This is a genomic window from Exiguobacterium sp. SH1S1, assembly GCF_004337245.1.
Taxonomy (GTDB): domain Bacteria; phylum Bacillota; class Bacilli; order Exiguobacteriales; family Exiguobacteriaceae; genus Exiguobacterium; species Exiguobacterium aurantiacum_A.
The window spans coordinates 727,665-746,994 of the sequence record NZ_SJUZ01000001.1 but is presented as its reverse complement, the minus strand read 5'-3'; the positions used below and the strand labels follow the sequence as shown (position 1 = coordinate 746,994).

General features: G+C 53.2%; 11 protein-coding genes. 10 read left to right on the top strand and 1 reads right to left on the bottom strand.

Annotated features, from left to right (window positions below; translation table 11 throughout):
* The first annotated feature begins 104 nt into the window (after positions 1-104).
* Complete coding sequence (locus EVJ23_RS03770; protein ID WP_131464212.1) at positions 105-2,693, top strand: hypothetical protein; 2,589 nt, start codon at positions 105-107, stop codon at positions 2,691-2,693.
* Positions 2,694-2,779: 86 nt separating this feature from the next.
* Here EVJ23_RS03770 and EVJ23_RS03765 read toward each other — a convergent pair whose 3' ends face one another.
* Positions 2,780-3,055, bottom strand: coding sequence for a hypothetical protein (locus EVJ23_RS03765; protein WP_131464210.1), 276 nt, complete (start codon positions 3,053-3,055; stop codon positions 2,780-2,782).
* A 488-nt stretch (positions 3,056-3,543) separates the two neighbouring features.
* Between EVJ23_RS03765 and EVJ23_RS03760 the strand changes: the two genes are divergently transcribed.
* The 9 genes from EVJ23_RS03760 to EVJ23_RS03720 all read left to right on the top strand — a co-directional run bounded on the left by EVJ23_RS03760 (position 3,544) and on the right by EVJ23_RS03720 (position 19,319).
* Positions 3,544-5,670 carry a heparinase II/III family protein gene (locus tag EVJ23_RS03760; protein WP_161567005.1) on the top strand — a complete coding sequence of 709 codons (2,127 nt, stop codon included), beginning with the start codon at positions 3,544-3,546 and terminating at the stop codon, positions 5,668-5,670.
* Positions 5,671-5,901: 231 nt separating this feature from the next.
* A complete protein-coding gene (locus tag EVJ23_RS03755) occupies positions 5,902-7,962 on the top strand; it encodes a bifunctional metallophosphatase/5'-nucleotidase (RefSeq protein ID WP_236633334.1) in 2,061 nt (686 codons plus the stop codon).
* A 180-nt stretch (positions 7,963-8,142) separates the two neighbouring features.
* Complete coding sequence (locus tag EVJ23_RS03750) at positions 8,143-11,226, top strand: CgeB family protein (protein ID WP_131464206.1); 3,084 nt, start codon at positions 8,143-8,145, stop codon at positions 11,224-11,226.
* Positions 11,223-13,385 carry a glycosyltransferase gene (locus tag EVJ23_RS03745; protein ID WP_070328529.1) on the top strand — a complete coding sequence of 721 codons (2,163 nt, stop codon included), beginning with the start codon at positions 11,223-11,225 and terminating at the stop codon, positions 13,383-13,385. The genes EVJ23_RS03750 and EVJ23_RS03745 overlap by 4 nt, the downstream gene beginning before the upstream one ends.
* Positions 13,386-13,443: 58 nt before the next feature.
* The gene (locus EVJ23_RS03740) at positions 13,444-15,408 is read left to right on the top strand and encodes a hypothetical protein (protein WP_131464204.1); all 1,965 of its coding nucleotides are present in this window, start codon (positions 13,444-13,446) and stop codon (positions 15,406-15,408) included.
* A 10-nt stretch (positions 15,409-15,418) separates the two neighbouring features.
* Positions 15,419-15,772: a hypothetical protein gene (locus EVJ23_RS03735; protein WP_131438864.1), complete on the top strand. Its 354-nt coding sequence runs from the start codon at positions 15,419-15,421 to the stop codon at positions 15,770-15,772.
* Positions 15,769-17,070 (top strand): glycosyltransferase, encoded by a 1,302-nt coding sequence (locus EVJ23_RS03730; protein WP_131464202.1) that lies wholly within the window; start codon positions 15,769-15,771, stop codon positions 17,068-17,070. The genes EVJ23_RS03735 and EVJ23_RS03730 overlap by 4 nt, the downstream gene beginning before the upstream one ends.
* A gap of 147 nt (positions 17,071-17,217) precedes the next feature.
* Positions 17,218-18,507, top strand: a complete 1,290-nt coding sequence (locus EVJ23_RS03725; RefSeq protein WP_131464200.1) for a nucleotide sugar dehydrogenase — start codon at positions 17,218-17,220, stop codon at positions 18,505-18,507.
* A gap of 14 nt (positions 18,508-18,521) precedes the next feature.
* Positions 18,522-19,319 (top strand): ABC transporter permease, encoded by a 798-nt coding sequence (locus tag EVJ23_RS03720; protein ID WP_070328534.1) that lies wholly within the window; start codon positions 18,522-18,524, stop codon positions 19,317-19,319.
* Positions 19,320-19,330: the final 11 nt, after the last annotated feature.

The following is a 19,330-nucleotide window of genomic DNA, read 5'->3' as shown; positions in this document are numbered from 1 at the left end:
TGCTTTGCACAAAAAACTATTCCCCTTTTCTAAAAAAGCAATTATACTTTTTTTGTAATAAAAAATATCATTTCCCATAATTTTAAGAAAAGAGGAAAACATACGTGAAACGAATTATCTTTTTGTTGGCGCTCTTCTTGGTTGCCTCCGGCTTCGCTTTGCCAAGTGCGAACGCCGAGACGACCAATGAGCCGATCCCAGGGCACCACCGGATCTCAAACAGCCCTTACGTCTTACTAAACGACTGGACGGCGCTATATGAGCCTGCGACCGGCGAGCGCATCCCGCTCGAGGAGACGCTAGACATTATGCGTCATCATGACGTCAATAGCTTCGCAAGTATTGATGGTGACCACGTCGTCATCTTGAGAAGTTGCTCGGGTTGTTCCACGACGAGTTACCTCATCGGGTTTGACGGCAGTGTCACCACGTTCTGGTTCGATGAAGACGACAAATTGCTCGGGGCGGATGTTGAAAATGATCGTTTGCTCTGGTACAAAGACGGCAAGACCGTCATGACAACACTTAACCGCGACGTGATTTGGGAGAAAGACCTTGGTACACGTTACGTGTCGTTGTCGACAGATCGAAAAACGGTGCTCGCCGCGTCGAGCCACCTCGAGACGGTCGACCATGTGTCGGTCGAGACGGGCGCGACGCTCTTCACACGGACGTTGCCTCGCCAACTGAACCCGATCAACAAAGTGCTCACGTTCGAAAAGACGATCGTCTATGTGACAGGTTATTCGAACGAGGCCCACTACATTTACAATGAAACGACCGGTGCGGTCACCTTGACGACACGAAACCACTCACGGACCGAATATGCGATGTCGAACGGGGCGCTGCACTGGACCGGACAAAAAGCTTACTCGGTGCACGATGTGACGACCGGCGAAACCGAGACGTACCAAACGGACACCGTGCCGCGCGTCTATAACGGCGTCCTTGGCTTCACAGATCAGACGATGCCGATGGCGGATTACAAAAAGCTTCCGACGAAACTCGAACTCGTCGTCGACAAGCGCCAAAATCGCGAAGGGGACACGACGATTTATACGAAGCGTGACTACCCGGTCTATTTGAGCGCGACTTACCTGGACGGGACGACCGAGTCCATCTCGATTGAACGAGCGAAGAAAAATGGCCGTTATGAGCTGTTGACGTCGCCGTTCAATCGGAGCTATGCGACGACCGTCTATTACGATTTTGTTTATCTGGGGAAAGTATTTAGCGGTAGTTTGAATACGACAGATGAAGGGACGGTCAGTTTAAATCGATTTGGTCTTGCTGGTGAAATTGTCGGACAGACGTCGCCGCGGGCAAGTGTCACCGTCCGTGTGTTGAAGTCAGAGACTGACGTGTTGACATACACGGCAAGTGCTGATGCGACGGGTGTCTTCCGTATGCAGACGGAGCGCCTGCTCCCGGGGACACCGCTCACGGTGACGTCGAATTCGAGCGGGACATACGTTTATCGGAAACCGTTCGTCGTGCCGACGCCGAATCCGGAAGCGAACACGATCACGGTCGTGAGCGATTCAGCGGAGGCAGGTGTCGTCTTCAAGACGGTGCCGAACGGGAAAATCGATTTGTACGTCATCGAGTATGCGCACCGCTACTATGACACGATACAAGCGGACGCGAACGGTATCGCCCGTGTGACCGATACGGTCGACCCGATCGCCAAGGGTGTCGAGATCCAGTACGCGCCGGCCGGGACGGAAGGAGCCGAGAAGAAGCTCGTCGTCTATGAACGGGCCGAACCGGTATTCAGTCTAGCCGGCACGCCGAACGAAGGAGATACGACACTCACGATATCTTCGACGGCAAAATTGACGACGTTCACACATTATATCAACGGAAAACACGTCGGGAATGGGAAGACGGTCTCGTTGACGACGCCATTAAAAGACGGGGACGTCATCAAAGTCGTCGCCAAAGCCGGTGACCGGGAGAAGACGCTCGAACATCGTGTCGCCGCAGTTGGTCCGACCATCCTCCAAGTGACGGACGTCGCGATGACGGCGACGCATACGGTCGTCAGTGTTCGCCGTGACACGCGCGCTGTGCTCCAATTCTTCATCAACGGGAAGTTGACGACGGCGACACCGGTCTCATCGACACGCTTCACGGTGCCGGCAAAACCGGGCGACATCGTCCTCGTCCGCTTGACACGAGGCGGGCAAAAGCTCGACACACGCCTTGCCCTCCCGCAAGTGACGTTCAGCAACATTCGTCTCCACGATGAACAGAAGACGTGGGTCGGCATGGTGCTCCCGAACAGTCGCGTCACGTTGCAGAACGGGACGAAACAAATCACGAGCGGCAAGAGCTCATCGACGGGCCGTGTCGTCATGAGCTTGGCACCGCAACCGCTCAAGGCGAAGATCACGCTCGTCAGCACACGCGGTGTCTATCGCTTCGTCCAGACGGTGAACGTGAAGGCGGGTCTTACCCCGGTCATGAAGGTCGCCGCCCCGACGAGTACGATGCGCACGCTTACGGTGAACTCGAACGTCGACTACGGCACGATCACGGTCCGTCGCGGAACGACGCTGATCGCGACGAAGACGGTGACATCGAAATCGACACCGGTCGCGATCGCGGCACAAAAGTCAGGCACACGCCTGACCATCAAATTCACGACGCCGAAAGGGCGTACGCAGACGGTGTATGTGACCGTCCGCTAAACCGAAAAACGCCTGTCCGAATTGAAATCGGGCAGGCGTTTTCTTGTGAAGAAAAACGAGGCGCGTGAAGCACCTCGTTTGAAAAATTAATTGATGACCATGACAGACAGGCAAGACGTCGCCGCTTTGAGGCAGTCGCGCTGCGTATCGTATTTGGCTTTGACGTTCGGGAACCATTTCCAAAGCGCTGCCGAGTCGAGTGAATCGATTTGTTGGAATGGCTCGGCCAATTTCGCTTGCTCACTGACGCGCAGCGTGAACGAGAATTCAGATGTGGCTGACTGGTGCAAATCGATCTCCGCGAGCCGTTGTAAATTTCGTTTATATGTGAATCGCTCGGAACAAGGGAGAAAAGTTGTCATGACCGCACCTCTTTCTATCAGTTTCTTCCACATCAGTATACATTTATATCCATAATTTGTCGCTTCTTTTTTTGTTTTTTTAGGCTGTGATTTTGGATTAATTGACGTTTACTCTTTTATGAATTCCAAATACAAGGAATTGAATAATTTTACGAAATTGCGTTTCGAAAGCATAGAAATTAAGGGGTTCGGACGAGTACATCTGTGTAGCCATACGCTTGAATTCGAATCGATTTTCCTTTGCTTGATATGTATCCGCCTGCCTGAAACATGTTGCCTACTGCGAGTGGGGCCATCCCATCTGTCTTGAACTGCTGAGCGTGTTGAAGCCATGCATGTTCCGACGAGCGGATACGCAAACAGTCTCCTTTGTATGAAGGTAGAAACGAGTTATTTGAAAACAAAAACCAAAAAACAGTTCCCTCTATTTTGAAAAAGTTTCCTTATGTACGTGTTATGATGGTAAAAAAAGATAAATGGGGTATTCGATGAACACATTAATGAAAGGGACGCTTCTCACGACGGCGCTCGTCATGGCGGCGACGTCTGTCGGGGCCGAAGCCGGCGCGCGTCCCTTCTTCACAGAAGTCGCGAAAGACACGACCGTCTATCGGCTCATGCCGGATAAGTCGATGAAGCCGATCGCATTGCTCGCGCCGAACAAGCGCTATGACGTCGTTGGCGTCTCGGGCGGGTACTATCAAGTCGAGGTCAATGGACGCCGTACATACGGATTGAAACGGGACATCCCGCTCAAGACGGCACTCCTCACTCAGGCAGTTGTCGCTGATAGTCAGTACGACCGTCTGCTCCACAACTATACGGCGCGCTCGGTGAAGCGCGAAGTGCCATATTATTATGGTTTCTTGACCGAGGCGCAGGCGGTATCGCAAGCGGACTCGGCGCTCAAAGGCAGTTGGCGTCTCGGTGCGGCACCGGGTCGACAAGCCGTCCCGGACATCGCGACGTTCGATTGGGAGCGTGACATTCGAGTCGGCGACTCGACGTCGTTCATGTTCCAGGCCCAGTACTGGATGGTCTTGAACCAAGTGACGATGGCGTACCATTACACGAAAGATGCCAAGTATTTGGCATACGGTAAACAGCTCGTCGAAGGGTGGATCAAGCAGTATCCGACGGCGCAGTATAAGCGTTATCCGAACGCCTACCATCAGCAAGGGACGGCCATCCGGACGTTCCACTTGATTAACTTTTGGAATCAATTTAAAAAGTCGCGTCTGAACAACGACCCGGCGTTCAGCGCGCTCGTGTTGCGCACGGTCGAAGGTCACGGTGACATCCTATCGACGCCGTCATTTTATCGTCCGCGCCATAATCACGGCATCTTCCAAGACATGGCGCTTACCGATATCGCCGAGACGTTCCCGGAACTCGAACGGTCATCGGAGTGGCGCGACCTCGCCGCGTTGCGTCTGACCGAGCAGCTCGACCACTCGTTGAGCCCGGACAACGTCCATCTCGAGCATTCGCCGGGCTATCAAGTGTACACGTATGAGATGCTGTACCGCTTCAATCGCTGGATCGAGGCGAACGCCTTCACGACGTCACCACGGCTCGAAGCCGTCCGACAGATGCCGGAGACGCTGACTCATCTCGTCAAGCCGAACCGGACGCTGCCGCTGTTTGGGGACACGACAGGCGAGCCGCGGACGATGTCGATGATATCGACGCTGCGCAATTATCCGCATCTCATGTATGCGGTCAGTGGCGGGAAGGAAGGGGAACGCCCGCTCGAACGGACGAAACAGCTCCATACCCAATACGCGATTCTACGTGAACATTGGGGTGAGAAGGAGACGTTCGCTGATGCCATCTCCCTCATGATGACGGCCGGCTTCCATAATACGGCGCACAAGCATCAAGACGATTTGAGCATCGACTTGTACGGCTACGGCCGTGACTTCATCGTCGAGACGGGACGCTTCGGGTACACGACGCTTCCGCAGAGAAATGCAGCGGTGCACGTCAACGCCCATAACACGGTGAACACTGGCACCCGGCAATTGACGCTTCATCCGAGTACGATCGGTAAGAGCGGGATCGTCTCGGTCGAGGAGACGGAAGGGTTACAACGAGCACTTGGGTACAGCGAGTTGATTGGGCAGGATATGCACCATACGCGCAGTATCGCCCATGATCAAGCGGGCACGGTTATTGTCGCCGATACGATTCGGTCGGACTCGCGTGCCTCGTTCACCCAACGTTTCCACCTCGGTGTCGGGTTAGAACCGGTCGCGGAACAAACTGGTGAGATGACGTTCCGCGACAAAGAGGGACGCACTCTCCAAGTCGTTCAGCTTCCGGTCGCGTCGTCTGATGCCATGAAACGAGAGTCGAGCTTTATCGCCTACCGTGACTTCGAGTGGGTGCCGCGTCACCAAGTCGTCTCGACGAAAACGGGTGCAGGGACATCGTTCGTCACGTTGTTCCACATGTCGAAGTCGGGGACGAACGTTACGTTCTCGAACGTGGTTGAGAATGATGCGAGTTATGTTGTCACGTATTCTCTTTCGGACGGACGCTCGCGGACGATTGAGATGCCGAAGGGTGAAGGACCGGTGTTGGAGCTTGAGGAAGGTGAAATATCAGAATGAGTGAGAGGATGCCAATAGGTGTCCTTTTTTTCAAAATTCAAAAGAAATAACGAAATATTTACAGAAAAGTAATTGTGTTATTCTATGAGATTGCGTATCTTTAAAAGTGAAGTCTGTACGTGTTTTGTAATCGCTTCCATTGGCTTGAGGTCAGACATCTGGCAGTGGCGACGAAATGGCGGTTATGACTTCGGTTCGGTCGACTTATACATAATAGAGGAGGAACAGTGCATGTTGAATTCGAAGACACGCAAGTTTTATCAAGGGATGCTCGCGGCGACGCTCACGGCATCGGTGATCGCCCCAGCGGTCGTGACAGAGGCAGCCCCGGCCAAAAAAACGATCAAGTTGAAGGCGGCTTTCGTTGAGAACGGGGATCTTGACGCAGCGCTCGACAAGACATACCAAGGCAACAAGATCTATTGGTACAAATCGACAGTCAACATGGACAAGCTCGGTACATATCAAACGGTAAAAGGCTACATCAAGTGGAAGAACCAACACTTCGAGAAGAAAGTGCGCGTCATCAACTATCCGAAAGCGATCATCGCACCGAAGGGTGAGTGGACGTTCAAGCACGGCGAGAAGTTGACTGGGCAATTGAACACACTCCAAATCCAATTCGTCGACCGCGTTCTACGCCAACCGGTGAAGTGGACGAACTTATCGACTGACAAAATCGGGAAGTTCACGGCGACGGCATCGTACACGCACAAAGGCCGCACGGTGACGCTCGACGTTCCTTACGAAGTAAAAGGTTTCGAACTCTCGTTCATGCATACGAACGACACGCATGCGTCGCTCGACTTTGCGGCGAACCGTGCTTCGGCAGTCAAAGAACTCCGTGCCGCTAACCCGAACCGCCTCTTAGTTGACGCGGGTGACGTCTTCTCAGGATCGCTCTACTTCAACGAATTCAAAGGACAAGTCGATCTTAAGCTCATGAACTATATGAAGTACGACATGATGGTACCGGGTAACCACGAGTTCGACCTCGGCACAGAGCAAGGCCATAAAGAGTTGGCACAATTCGTCCGTTACGCGAACTTCCCGTTCGTCAGCTCGAACGTCGACTACTCGAACGATCAATACGTGAAGTCGCTCTTCCGTGATGAGATCGCGACGAAGCCTTACAACGGTCGCTTGTATGAAGGGATCATCCAAGAAGTCGACGGTAAGAAAGTCGGATTCTTCGGTTTGACGACGGAAGACACGGCGAACATCGCGAGCCCAGGACCGATTCAATTCCAAAACTATATCGACGAAGCGAAAAAAGCCGTCAAAGCGTTCGAAGACATGGGCGTCGACCAAATCGTCGCTGTCTCGCACCTCGGTTACGACGACAACCCGGCAATCGACAACGACCTCGAACTCGTGAAAAACGTCGACGGCATCGATGTCATCATCGGCGGTCACTCACACTCACGTCTTGACGCACCGGTCGTCATCACAGAAGGTGGTAACTCGACCGTCGTCGTCCAAGCGTATCAATACGGTGACTTCCTCGGTACGCTCGACCTCGTCTTCGATAAAGACGGAAAAGTCGTCTCACAAGCCGGTAAGCTCATCGATGTGAAGACGTATGCACCAGACCCAGGCGCAGCCCGACTCCTCGCACCGTTCGCGGCTGAAATCGACGGCATCAAGAACGCTGAAATCGGCGCGACAGCGACTGCCGAGTTTGAAAACTTGCGCGACGCAGGTGACGTGACGAAGCCGAGCGTTCGTAAAAATGAGACGGCTCTTGGTAACTTGATCACGGACGGCATGCTCGAACGTGCGAAACAAGCCGACCCACAAGTCGTCGCGGCGATTCAAAACGCGGGCGGTATTCGTGCTAAAATCGATGCAGGCCCAATCACGACAGGCGAAGTGCTCACGACGCTTCCATTCGGAAACACACTCGCGGTCATGACGCTTCAAGGCAGTGAGTTGCTCGCGGCACTTGAACGTAGTGTCAGCGTCTATCCGATCGAGAGCGGCGGCTTCCTCCACATGTCTGGCATGAAGCTTGAGTTCGATAGCTCGAAACCGGCGAACAGCCGTGTCGTCAAGGCGCAAGTGCTCCAAGGCGAGACGTATGTCGACATCGACCCGGCAGCAACTTACAAGATTGCCACAAACTTCTTCGCAGCGAAGGGTGGCGACAACTACCTCGAGTTCAAGAAGGCTTATGAAGAAGGACGCGTCAACGACCTTGGTCTCATCGACTGGGAGATCATGCGTGACTATCTCGTGAAGCAAGGCGAAGTCACACCAACTGTTGAAGACCGTATCAAAGACGTCAAATAATGATTTTCGAAAGGACATCCACTGGGTGTCCTTTTTTTGTCTCCGTTTTGTCAAACAGATGATTTTGCCTTTTGAATTGAGCGTTTGCTATAATCAATGGGTGTCGAAACGAGATGTTTCAAATAACAGGGCATCGGTTAAAGAGAAAACGATGCCATTATGAATTTGGAGGAACCCCCCATGAGTTGGAAACGAAAAGTGAAGCGTGGTGTCTATTTAGGCATGCAACGCGGCAAACGAATCGGCCGTCGGTTGATGAAAGGAACGAAGACGCAAGTGCAGACGAGGCAGTTCGTCGAAGTCGTCCCGTCTTGGCACGCTCGGACGTCTGCGAACTATGAAGTTGACGGTGCGGCGCTCGTTTCTACGATGGCTGAAAAACAATTTTTATCATACGGTGAGCGCGCCTCGTCGTTTCGGACGGTACCTGGTGCGAACTCATTTCAACTCAACCCGTCAATCCGCGAGTTTGACGCGAGTTTAAACGTTGAGAAGAGCGGTGACATCGAAGTCACGTTGCTCGTCATGATTTATAGCGACGAAGAACGCAAACGTGTCGTTCGCGTCGGAGACGGTGTCCGTACGACGGTCTCGCTTGTAGACGGTGAGACGAAGACACGCTTTGTGATTCAAACGCAAGGAAAAGGTCGGGTCTTGATTCAATCGCTCCTGATTGACGGACAATCGCTTTGGAACGTCGAAGGAATGAGCAGTGCGGTGGCAGACGCCGACTTTGACGCGATGATTCCTTTAGATGTGGATTCGCTCGAACTCATCTCGCCGCTTAGCCGAATCGTTGAGATCGATGGCGGGCTCATTCGTGTCAGCGGGCAAGGGAACCAATACGAGCACTACGGTGTGCTCGAGACGGCGCTCCCTCACGTCGACACCGAACGCGGTATCGATTTTTCGCTCGCCGATATGGACGATTACGTCTATCGTTTCTATTTAAAAGGAGAAGCCGAAGAGCTGGCGAAAGCGACGTTGTTCGTCGCGACGTATGCCCACGGTGAACGCGACCAGCTCATCGAGGTCCCGCTCGGCTTCAGTAACGTCTTGAGCCTTACACCGAGCCATGATTCGGTTCGCTATTTCATCCGTTTCCACGGCAACGGTACACTCTCAGACTTGAAGCTCGGCGTCATCCGTGAGAACAGTGTACGCCGTACCGAGACGTTCGACCTTGATCCGACGTTCTGGACGATCCCGACACCGGAATCAATCAAGTTAAAACAAGATCCGTCTGGTCTCCGTCTCGTCCTCGATGTCGAGCCGGACGTGCGCCGCTACGTGTCGTATATGGAAACGAACAACCGCTTCACGGTCCTCCCGAAAGAGAAACCGTATACGGTCCGACCGAACCATCGTTACCGTGTGACGGTCGACGGTGAACTCGATGCGAACACCGGTGTCGTCCTCTACATCATCTCGTATTCGTTGACTGAGCGGTTGTCGATGCAGCAAGTACAACTCGGCAGCGAGAAGATTTTCGAGTTCGGAAAAGACGTGCGCTACCTGCGCTTCGCACTCCGCGTCGACGGGACTGGCGAAACGCTCGTCACGAACATCCGCGTCACCGAAGAGATCATCACGGACCGGACGCAAGTGCCAGAGTGGATCGACCCACGCGAGGCCCGTCTGTTTGAGGCGAAACCACGCGAGCTTCACGAGATGAAAGTCGCAGCCATCTTTGATGAGTTCACGACTGCCTCGTATCGCCCTGAATGTGAACTGATCACGTTCTCGCCGGACGATTGGCCGGCTGTTCTCGCCGACCGTCAACCGGACTTCCTCATGGTCGAATCGGCCTGGAAAGGGAACGACAAGACGTGGGAGAAGAAAATCGTCAAATATGGCACGAACACGTGGGAAGAGCTCGACGCGCTCCTTGACTGGTGCCGCGTCAACAACGTGCCGACCGTGTTTTGGAATAAAGAAGACCCGATTCACTATGACCGCTTCATCGAGACGGCGAAACGGTTCGACTTTGTCTACACGACGGATGCGAACATTCTCGATAACTATAAAGAAGACTGCGGACATGACCGGGTCGGCGCTTTGCCGTTCGCGGCGCAGCCGAAAGAGCATAATCCGATCCGCCTGCCGGGCACACGTGAACCGTACGCCTCGTTCGCCGGTTCGTATTACGCAAACCGTCACGAATCGCGCCGTATCGATATGGATCGCTTGTTCGCGGCGGCTGATAAGTATGGCCTTGTCATCTATGACCGGAACTATGAAATGAACCAACGCGGTGAGACGGATCAACTCCAATTCCCGGAGCAGTTCCGTAAATCCATCCGCGGCAGCTTGAAGTACAACCAAATCGCTAAAGCGTATAAAGGCTTCAAAGTCATGCTGAACGTCAACTCGGTGAACGATTCACCGACGATGTTCTCACGCCGCGTGTTCGAAGGGCTCGCTTGTGCGACGCCGGTCGTCAGTACGCGCTCTGTCGGCGTCAAGCAGATGCTCGGGGATTACGTCTTCCTAGACGAAGGCGACGAGATGCTCGAAGAGACGTTCCGCAAACTGCTCACGGACGACAGCTTCTATGAAGACGTCGCCATGGGCGGCATGCGACACGTGCTCAAGTACCACACGTACACACAACGTCTCGCCCAAGTCGTCGGCAACATCGGTCTGCCGTATCGTGTCGATCACCCGGAAGTCGCGCTCGTCGCGTTCGTCCGCTCAGCCGACGAGATGGACCGCGCCGTCGAGACGTTCCGCGCGCAAGACTACGAGCATAAACACCTCGTCGTCTTCCTCGACAAGTTCGAGGGGCATCTTGACTTGTATGAAGCTTACAACACCGAGGACATCTCGACGTTCATGCTCAGTTACTTGACGCAATATAACGCCTTGTCTGAGATTCTTGAAGGCTTCGACTGGATGGCGTTCATCCGTCCGAGTGACTATTACGGACCGGCGTACGTGTCTGACTACATGCTCGCGACGCGTTACGCGGACTCGAACATCTTGACGAAAGAAGATTACTTCGTCTGGAAAGACGGACTCGAGAAAATTGACTCGGACGGCACGTACCGCTACGTCTTCGACGCGACCCCGTCGCGCTCGATCATGAAGCCAGATGTGCTCCGCTTCTATAGCGTCCTTGAAGCGCTCGATGTCTTAAAACAAGACGAGACGCTCAAAGAGCTCGCTCAGTCCGGAGAACGGATCTTCAGTACAGACCCGTATCAATACGTGAAAGCAGGGAGCGATATGCCAAAAGCGGTCGCTCAGGAGGTACAATTATGACGACACCACTTCGCGTCCTCGTCTATGGGGATGTCAATTTAAATTTGATCGACGGGTCGGCCATTTGGCTGACGTCCGTCGTCTCGATGTTGAACCAAGACCCATCGATTCAAGTCGACGTGCTGCTGAAGCGCTCGATCACAAAACCGGAAGTGACGGCCGGCATCCGTGAGTTGCCGAACGTCCGCTTCATCGATGTGTTCGCCAAAGATTCAGGCAGACAAGACGCGCCGTACTACGAGCGCGGGGTACTCCAAGCCGACGAAGCGGCCGGGCTGATTGACGAGTTGATGACGACAGGCGGCTACGACATGTCATTCATCCGTGGCTTCCAGCTTGCCTACGACTTGTCACAGTATGAACGGACGATGGCGAAGACGTGGACATATATCACCGACTTCACACACGACCATACGCAGGCGTCGGCAGAAGAACTCGCCCGCTTGCAGCAGATTGCGTCGCGTTCGGCGCGCATGCTCTGTCAGACCGAGGCGATGAAGACGTATTTCGAATCGTTCCTGCCGACGGACCGGCCGTTCCTCATCTTGAACCCGATGATCCCGAACGTGAAAGACGAGACGCCGACGTTCACGAAACCGAACGATCGCCTCGTCTATACGGGCAAGTTCGCCCCGCTATGGTATTCGACGGAGATTCTCGACGCGTTCGCGAAGCTTCGGGCCGACTACCCGGCCGAACTCCACGTCGCCGGCGACAAGTTCAATCAAGACCCGAACAACCCGAACTTTAAACGAGACGTACTCGCCCGCTTGAAGGCGGATGACGGCGTCCATTGGTTGAAAGGGATTCCACGCGCCGATGTCGAGACGTTGATCGACTCGAGTGCGATCGGTGTGTCGTGGCGTCATCCGGAGCTCGACGCGAGTCTTGAACTGTCGACGAAACTGCTCGAGTACGGATCGCTCGGAAAACCGGTGCTGTTGAACCGTAACCCGATGCACGAACTCATCCTCGGTGCGGACTATCCGCTATTCGTCAATTCGGAAGACGAGTTCATCGAGAAGGCGAAGCTCGCGCTCACAGATGAACGTGTCTATCGTGATGCGGCGAGTCGCCTCTATGAGATGGCGCAGTATTATACGTTCACGAACACGTATAAACGTCTCCACGATGAACTGTGGGGGATGAAGAAGATCAACTTGCTCTTCGCCGGACACGATTTCAAATTCCTGCGTCTGTTCATGGACTACTTTGAGCGCCATCCGCGCTTCAACGTCTTGATTGACGAGTGGGAAGGTCACAAAATCCATGACGTGAATCACAGTAAGGCGTGCTTGGACCAGGCCGATATCATCTTCTGTGAGTGGGGTCTCGGTAACGCGGTCTGGTATTCGCACCATAAAAAGCCACACCAGACGATGATCGTGCGCATCCACCGCCAAGAGAAAGAGACGCCGTTCCCGCGGGAGTACAACCTTCACAACATCGACCGGATCATCCTCGTGTCGCCGTATATGCTCGAAGAGATGTACCGCTTGTTCCGGATCCCGCGCCATAAGATGACGATGATTTACAACGCGGTCGACGGGACGCGTCTCATCCAACCGAAACAGCTGGACGAGTTGACGTTCCACCTCGGTATGATCGGGGTCAATCCGAAGTTGAAACGACTTGATCTCGCGCTCGACATGCTCGAGACGCTCCGCAAGGAAGACACGCGCTACAAGCTGTTCATCAAAGGGCATCATCCGAACGAGATTTACTGGATCAACAAACGGGAAGACGAGCGCGCCTATTACGATCGTCTGCTCGAACGACTTGAGGAACCGACGTTCAAGGACAGTGTCGTCTTCGACGGTCACGGTGATGATGTTCCGGAATGGCTGACGAAAATCGGCTTCATCTTATCGACGAGTGACCTCGAGAGCTTCCATCTTGCGCCAGCAGAGGCGATGACGTCGGGAACGTTCCCGATCATCCGCCATTGGACGGGGAGTGAAACGATTTATCCGGACGACGTGCTGATGGAAAACGTGCTAGACGGCGTCGACATCATCCGATCGTTCCGCGATGATTCAGCCAAGCTACTCGCAGCGACACAAGACTATATGGCTTACGCACATCATCATTTCGCCATCGAGACGCTCGCACCGAAGCTTGAACAGCTCCTTTTGATAGAATTGAATCGGAAACACTAAAAGCAAGCCCGGTCATTCCGGGTTTGCTTGTTTTGAAATTATTTTGAGGAGATACGCTATGAGCCATTTTATATATGAATCGACTGGTCAGACGCTTGATTTCGAGCGCCGCGACGGTCTGACACACATCGTCTCGGAGACGCCGCTCGACGTTCGTCTCGGTATGTACGATCAGTCACGAGACGAACCGAACGGGATGAACATCTCGTTCACGTTAGACGAACAGTTCAGCGTCGCCGTCCCGTTCAATAACTTGATCCCGGTCTACTATTCAGAAAGTCCGGTCGTCGTCGGGACGTCACTTGAAGAAGTGGCACAGCTAGCCGGGAAAACGGCCGTTCGCGCAGAGGCCGTCTCTCAGATGCGCCTCATTGGGCATGTGTTTGGGGACGGGACTCGCTTCGAAGGGGTCAAACGTCTCGGTGCGGGCGAACGATTAACGGTGCGTGACGGAGCGATATTGATCGACACGTGGGACGAACTTCCGCAAAGTACGCCACAACTCCGCGACGATTTTGTCGACTCGTGGATGACGGCGCTTCGAAACGCGGTCAACGTACCGATGCAAGCCGTCAATATCCCGTTCGCCGGGTCAGCACTCGACGTGTTACTCACAAAACTTTATCTCGAAGCCGGAAAAAACGTGACGCTGCACGTACCTGACATGGGAGGGAACGAGGCGCGTGTCGCACGCGACTTGTTCGACGACATCGAGCTCGCCGAGACGGCTGCCCCCGAGGCGACACTCGCGTTGTCGCTCTCTAAACGGATCGCCGCTTCCTACGAGGCGACAGACGGCAACTTGACTGCCTATGAGAGCATCCCGACCGGTAGAGCCGTCGACCTTGACTATGTCGAGGTTGGGAAACACGGTACGGATTGGTTGTACGGGAAACACGTGTTTTTGAAAGACAACATGGATGAGCACGAAGCGAAGCAACAATTATCACGTAAAGCGATTCGTGCATTCGAAGGATTTGGTGAAGCGGAACGCGAACAAGTTGAAGGTATGCTCGACCGCCTATTCGACGCAGAACCGGAACGCGATTGGAACGGCCGGCTCGAAGCGGTCTGGTTCCATTTGAAAATCGAACATTTCCATGCTTACGCACGGCGTGGGTTCATGGGTGAGATGACGCTGTTGCAACCGCTCTTCGATCGCGACGTCTTGCGTCACATCCTCGAAGCGCCATACGAACTGCGCCGCCAAGGTCATCTCGTCAAAGTTGCGCTCGAGGAGCTATTTGGTACGAAGCCGCTCCACTTCGTCAAGGAGACGTTCGCTTGGAGTGATGCACCGCTGCTGCCGACGGTCGTACAGACGCCGCTCAACTGGCGGCTCATGCTTGAGGCGACCGCATCCACTCAAGTGAAGCGAATGAATGAATTGCTCGGTGTCGAATCGGGCGTGACTGAGGCTTTCCAACCGAGCGAGACGCCAGACCATGGTTACGTCTCACTTTGGAACGACTGGACGGCTAAAAACTGGTCGGCCCGCCTGTCTGGTTCGGAAATCGAACCGGAGACGGTCGAGTTGATGATTCCGGAGGCACACAAGCCGCGCAGTGTCACGATCAAGCCGTTCATCTATCACTACTTCATCCCGTTCAACGCCGAACTGTTCAACATGCGTGAAGAAGGATTTGCCACCCATATCGAAGTCAAACCGCTCGGCGGGGAGAACGGCTACGTACAATTGTTCAACCAGAGCTTCAGTGCGCCGCCATCGACAGAGTTCCAAAAAGATGCGACACTCGGTAGCGCCCCTTATATAAACATCGAAGGAACGATCGAACTCGTGTCTGACGAGACGACACCGATCGAACTATACGTCATGCAATACGATGCGAAAAAGAATTTGAAGAAGACGGCGTTCAGCCATGAACTCCGTCCCGGCGCGAACACGCTCCGCCACCGTTTGCCGAAAGAAGTCGAGGCCAAGTTCGTCAAGTTAGCGATTAAATTCCAAAACAATCAACACACCGTCCAAGTGAGGATGGGGTCGTGGGTCATAGAAAGCTGAGGAAATCGTCATGGACCGTCAACAAGTTGAATATGTAGAACGTGAGAACGCATTTTTGCGGGAACAGTTACATGCACTGACAGACCAAATCGAAACGGTGAAGCAAGACGTGCTTGAAGAAGGCGCGAAGCATATTCGCGGCAAAGAGAACACCGTCCAAAAAATGAAAGAGCTTGAACGAGAAATCCGCCAAGCGAAAGCGAATACGGACAAGTGGAAACAAGAAGCGATGAAGGAAAAGCAGCGAGTCGAAGAGTTGACTAGTCAAGTTGAACGTTTGCAAGATGTGGTCAATCGGGCGAAATCAATCCCGTTCGCGGGTAAACTCGTCACGAAACTCGAGCAGGAATGTAAGCCATCATGAGTCACTACGATGAGCTGTTAGCTGAAATCGTAGCCGAGAAGAAAGCGTGGAACCGATTCGTCGATCGAACGTTCGAATCGGTCAAACTTCCGCCATGGTTTGACGATCCGGTCGAACGAGGAATCAGTGTCATCGTGGCCTCTCATGACTCGGAAGAGCTGCTCGCGACATGTCTCGCCTCGCTCGAGGCCCAGACGCTTGACGCCTCGCTCATCGAATGGGTGCTCGTCTTCAATGGAGACAAGAACGAAATGTTGCTTGAGGCGAGTCGGCAGTTTGGCCGTGACGTGACCGTGCATCGTCTGCTTGAAGACGAAGCGAACGTGAGTATCGCCCGAAATCGAGGACTCGAGACGGTGACGCGTCAATACGTGACGTTCTTGGACGAGGACGACACGTTCAGCCCGACCTACTTGGAACGACTATTAAACGAGGCGTTGCCGGACCGGGTCGTCATCGCCGATATTCAAGACTTCGATCCCGAGGGCAACGTACTCGTCTCGCCGCTCCATCGTGAGTTCGAGCGACTCGCCGGAGGTGACTGGTCGTACGAACAAATGGCACAGCTGTTGACGCTGAACGCCTGCAAACTCATCCCAGCGGTGTATGCGAAACAAGTCCGTTACGAGCCGTCGCTTCGCAGCGGAGAAGACGTCGTGTATTTCTCGACGCTCTTCTCGACCTATCAACCGGCCGTCACGCTGTTGCCGAGCGGCACGGACGCCGTCTATTTCCGCCAAGTGAGAGACAATTCAGTATCTCGGCAGGCAGTGAGCCGCGAGTTCTCGATTCGACAACGCCTCGCCGTCATCAAGTCGCTTAGCGATTTGCTTATGAACGCGAATGACGCATCGCGCCGTTTCATCGAGCGCAAGATTGATGCCCAAACATCGATGATGAGCCTGTACTTCAAAGATCATCCTGAGGAGCGCGGGGCCATTCATCAACTTGTCGTCGAGAGCGATCTGCCGTACTTCTCATACAGCATCTTGAACCAACACGCGGCAACGGTTGGACTAGTACTCGGGGAAAAGCTCGAGAACGTCGAACGACTCGTCTCGGAATATCCGAAAGACACGATTCTCCGTGTTTACTTGCTTAGTCCGTTCACTCGAGGTAAGCTTGCCGAAGCTGTCAGTCCGGAAGTATTCCGTCGTCTGACGTTCGCTAACATGGCTTCGGTGTCGAATTGGTCATTGTTGCCTGAAGTTTGTTATAGTTTAGGGGATGTGCGGGCGGCTTCCTTGAGCACAGAATATGTGCTTAGTACGACCGTGCGAGCGGTTGCGTCGTCGTAATCCCGTTTTGTCATTAAAATGTAATTGCTTCTCAATTCACATCAGGAGTATAATGGGTTTGATTTTTGATGAATTCTTAAATAAAGTGAAATGTTAAGCAATATTCAGTGACCAGTGTCACTAACATCTATGGAGGTAAGCTCAACTATGAAAGTATGTACAATCGGATTAGGATATATTGGACTCCCAACGTCTGCAGTCTTCGCACAATACGGTGTCGATGTACTCGGCGTAGACATCCATCAGTCAGTCGTCGATAAATTGAATCGTGGTGAAATCCACATCGAAGAACCGGGCCTCGGAGACGTCGTCAAAGAAGTCGTCGCCAAAGGCAAGTTCCGTGCCTCGCTCGAGCCAGAGAAAGCAGATGCATTCATCATCGCCGTTCCAACACCGAACAACGATGACGAGCATAAGTCTTGTGACCTCACATACGTGTTGGATGCAACACGTAAAGTATTGCCATATGTTGAAAAGGGCAACGTCATCATCGTCGAGTCGACAATCGCGCCGCGTACGATGGATGATTTCGTGAAACCAATTGTCGAAGAAGCAGGCTTCATCGTAGGTGAAGACATCTTCCTCGTGCACTGCCCAGAACGTGTCCTCCCAGGACAAATTCTGCATGAACTCGTTTACAACAACCGTATCGTCGGCGGCATCACGCCAGAATGCGCTGAAGCCGGTGCTAAAGTATATGGTACGTTCGTAAAAGGTGAAATCATCAAGACGGACGCGAAGACGGCTGAAATGTCGAAACTCATGGAAAACACGTTCCGTGACGTCAACATCGCACTCGCGAACGAACTTGCGAAAGTGTGTAACGCCCTCGACATCAACGTCCTCGACGTGATCGAAATGGCGAACAAACACCCGCGTGTGAATCTTCACAGCCCAGGACCAGGTGTCGGTGGACACTGTCTCGCGGTCGACCCGTACTTCATCGTCGCGAAACAACCAGAGCTCGCGAAAATCATCAAGTTGTCACGTGACACGAACGTCTCGATGCCGGCATACGTCGTCGAAAACGTTCAAAAACTTGTGTCAGGTCAAACAGACGCAAAAATCGCCGCGTTCGGCGTAACGTATAAAGGGAACGTTGATGACATGCGTGAAAGCCCAGCTGTTGAGATCATCGAATTGATGCTCGAGCAAGGCATGAACGTCGCCGTCCACGATCCACACGTTGAAGTCTCATCGTCGAAACACTTCGATCTCGTCTCGAAAGAAGAAGCGATCAAAGATGCGGACGTCGTCCTCGTCCTCGTTGACCATAACGAGTTCAAAGCGCTCGACTTCAACGAGTTGAACGCAGCGATGCGTCGCCCGATGATCTTTGATACACGTAATATCGTGAAGGCTGATGACAGCGACCTCGCGGTTGTAAACTACGGAAACTTGTACGAATACGTCAACGGAAAAGTAACGTTGGCTTAACCTGTGTGCCGACTATGATCAAAGCCTCGAAGCAAGTATTCATCGAACTATGGGAGAGTCTCTATTTAATTGTGAGACTCTCTCTATATGAAACGAAAAGTCGCTATTCGATGCAGTACTTCGGATACTTGTGGGAAATCTTGACGCCAATCATTCAAATCAGCATCTATTGGCTCGTCTTCGGGTTCGGTCTTCGTGCGGGTCGAGACGTTGGTGATGTCCCGTTCCTTCCATGGCTCGTCTCCGGAATTGTGCCATGGTTCTTCTTTGGACCGGCCATCGTCAGTGGTTCTCGATCCGTTTTTTCGAAGATTGCACTCGTCTCAAAGATGAGCTTCCCGATCAGCACAATCCCGGCGTACGTCATCTTGTCGGAACTATACCGACACGTAGCGATGGTCGTGATCGCGTTCATCTTGATGATGGCGTTTGGCATCAGTGAAGGCTGGAACATCCTGTTCTTGCCGTACCTGCTTCTCAGTGCGCTCGCGTTCCTTTATGCGTTCTCACTTTTGACGTCGGCACTGGCCACGATTATCCGCGACTTTCAAAATTTGCTGTCACAAATTATTCGGATGATGCTTTATTTACTACCTATCTTTTGGCAACCGACCGGAACGCTTGAAACGATTCTCATGATCAACCCGCTCTACTACTTGGTGGAAGGGTACCGATCGATGTTCCTCGGAACGGATTGGCTCATGCAAAATCTTAGCTACGGCCTCTACTTCTGGGGCTTCACGCTCGTGACGTTCTTAATCGGTTCGGCGATCCACGTTCGTTTCCGTCGCTACTTCATTGACTATATTTAAGGAGCGGTGAC

Excerpts from the sequence above, each read along its gene's own strand:
- EVJ23_RS03750 (WP_131464206.1), top strand. The coding sequence starts at position 8,143 with ATGAGTTGGAAACGAAAAGTGAAGCGTGGTGTCTATTTAGGCATGCAA.
- EVJ23_RS03765 (WP_131464210.1), bottom strand. The coding sequence starts at position 3,055 with ATGACAACTTTTCTCCCTTGTTCCGAGCGATTCACATATAAACGAAAT.
- EVJ23_RS03740 (WP_131464204.1), top strand. The coding sequence starts at position 13,444 with ATGAGCCATTTTATATATGAATCGACTGGTCAGACGCTTGATTTCGAG.
- EVJ23_RS03735 (WP_131438864.1), top strand. The coding sequence starts at position 15,419 with ATGGACCGTCAACAAGTTGAATATGTAGAACGTGAGAACGCATTTTTG.
- EVJ23_RS03720 (WP_070328534.1), top strand. The coding sequence starts at position 18,522 with ATGATCAAAGCCTCGAAGCAAGTATTCATCGAACTATGGGAGAGTCTC.
- EVJ23_RS03745 (WP_070328529.1), top strand. The coding sequence starts at position 11,223 with ATGACGACACCACTTCGCGTCCTCGTCTATGGGGATGTCAATTTAAAT.
- EVJ23_RS03760 (WP_161567005.1), top strand. The coding sequence starts at position 3,544 with ATGAACACATTAATGAAAGGGACGCTTCTCACGACGGCGCTCGTCATG.
- EVJ23_RS03755 (WP_236633334.1), top strand. The coding sequence starts at position 5,902 with ATGTTGAATTCGAAGACACGCAAGTTTTATCAAGGGATGCTCGCGGCG.
- EVJ23_RS03730 (WP_131464202.1), top strand. The coding sequence starts at position 15,769 with ATGAGTCACTACGATGAGCTGTTAGCTGAAATCGTAGCCGAGAAGAAA.
- EVJ23_RS03725 (WP_131464200.1), top strand. The coding sequence starts at position 17,218 with ATGAAAGTATGTACAATCGGATTAGGATATATTGGACTCCCAACGTCT.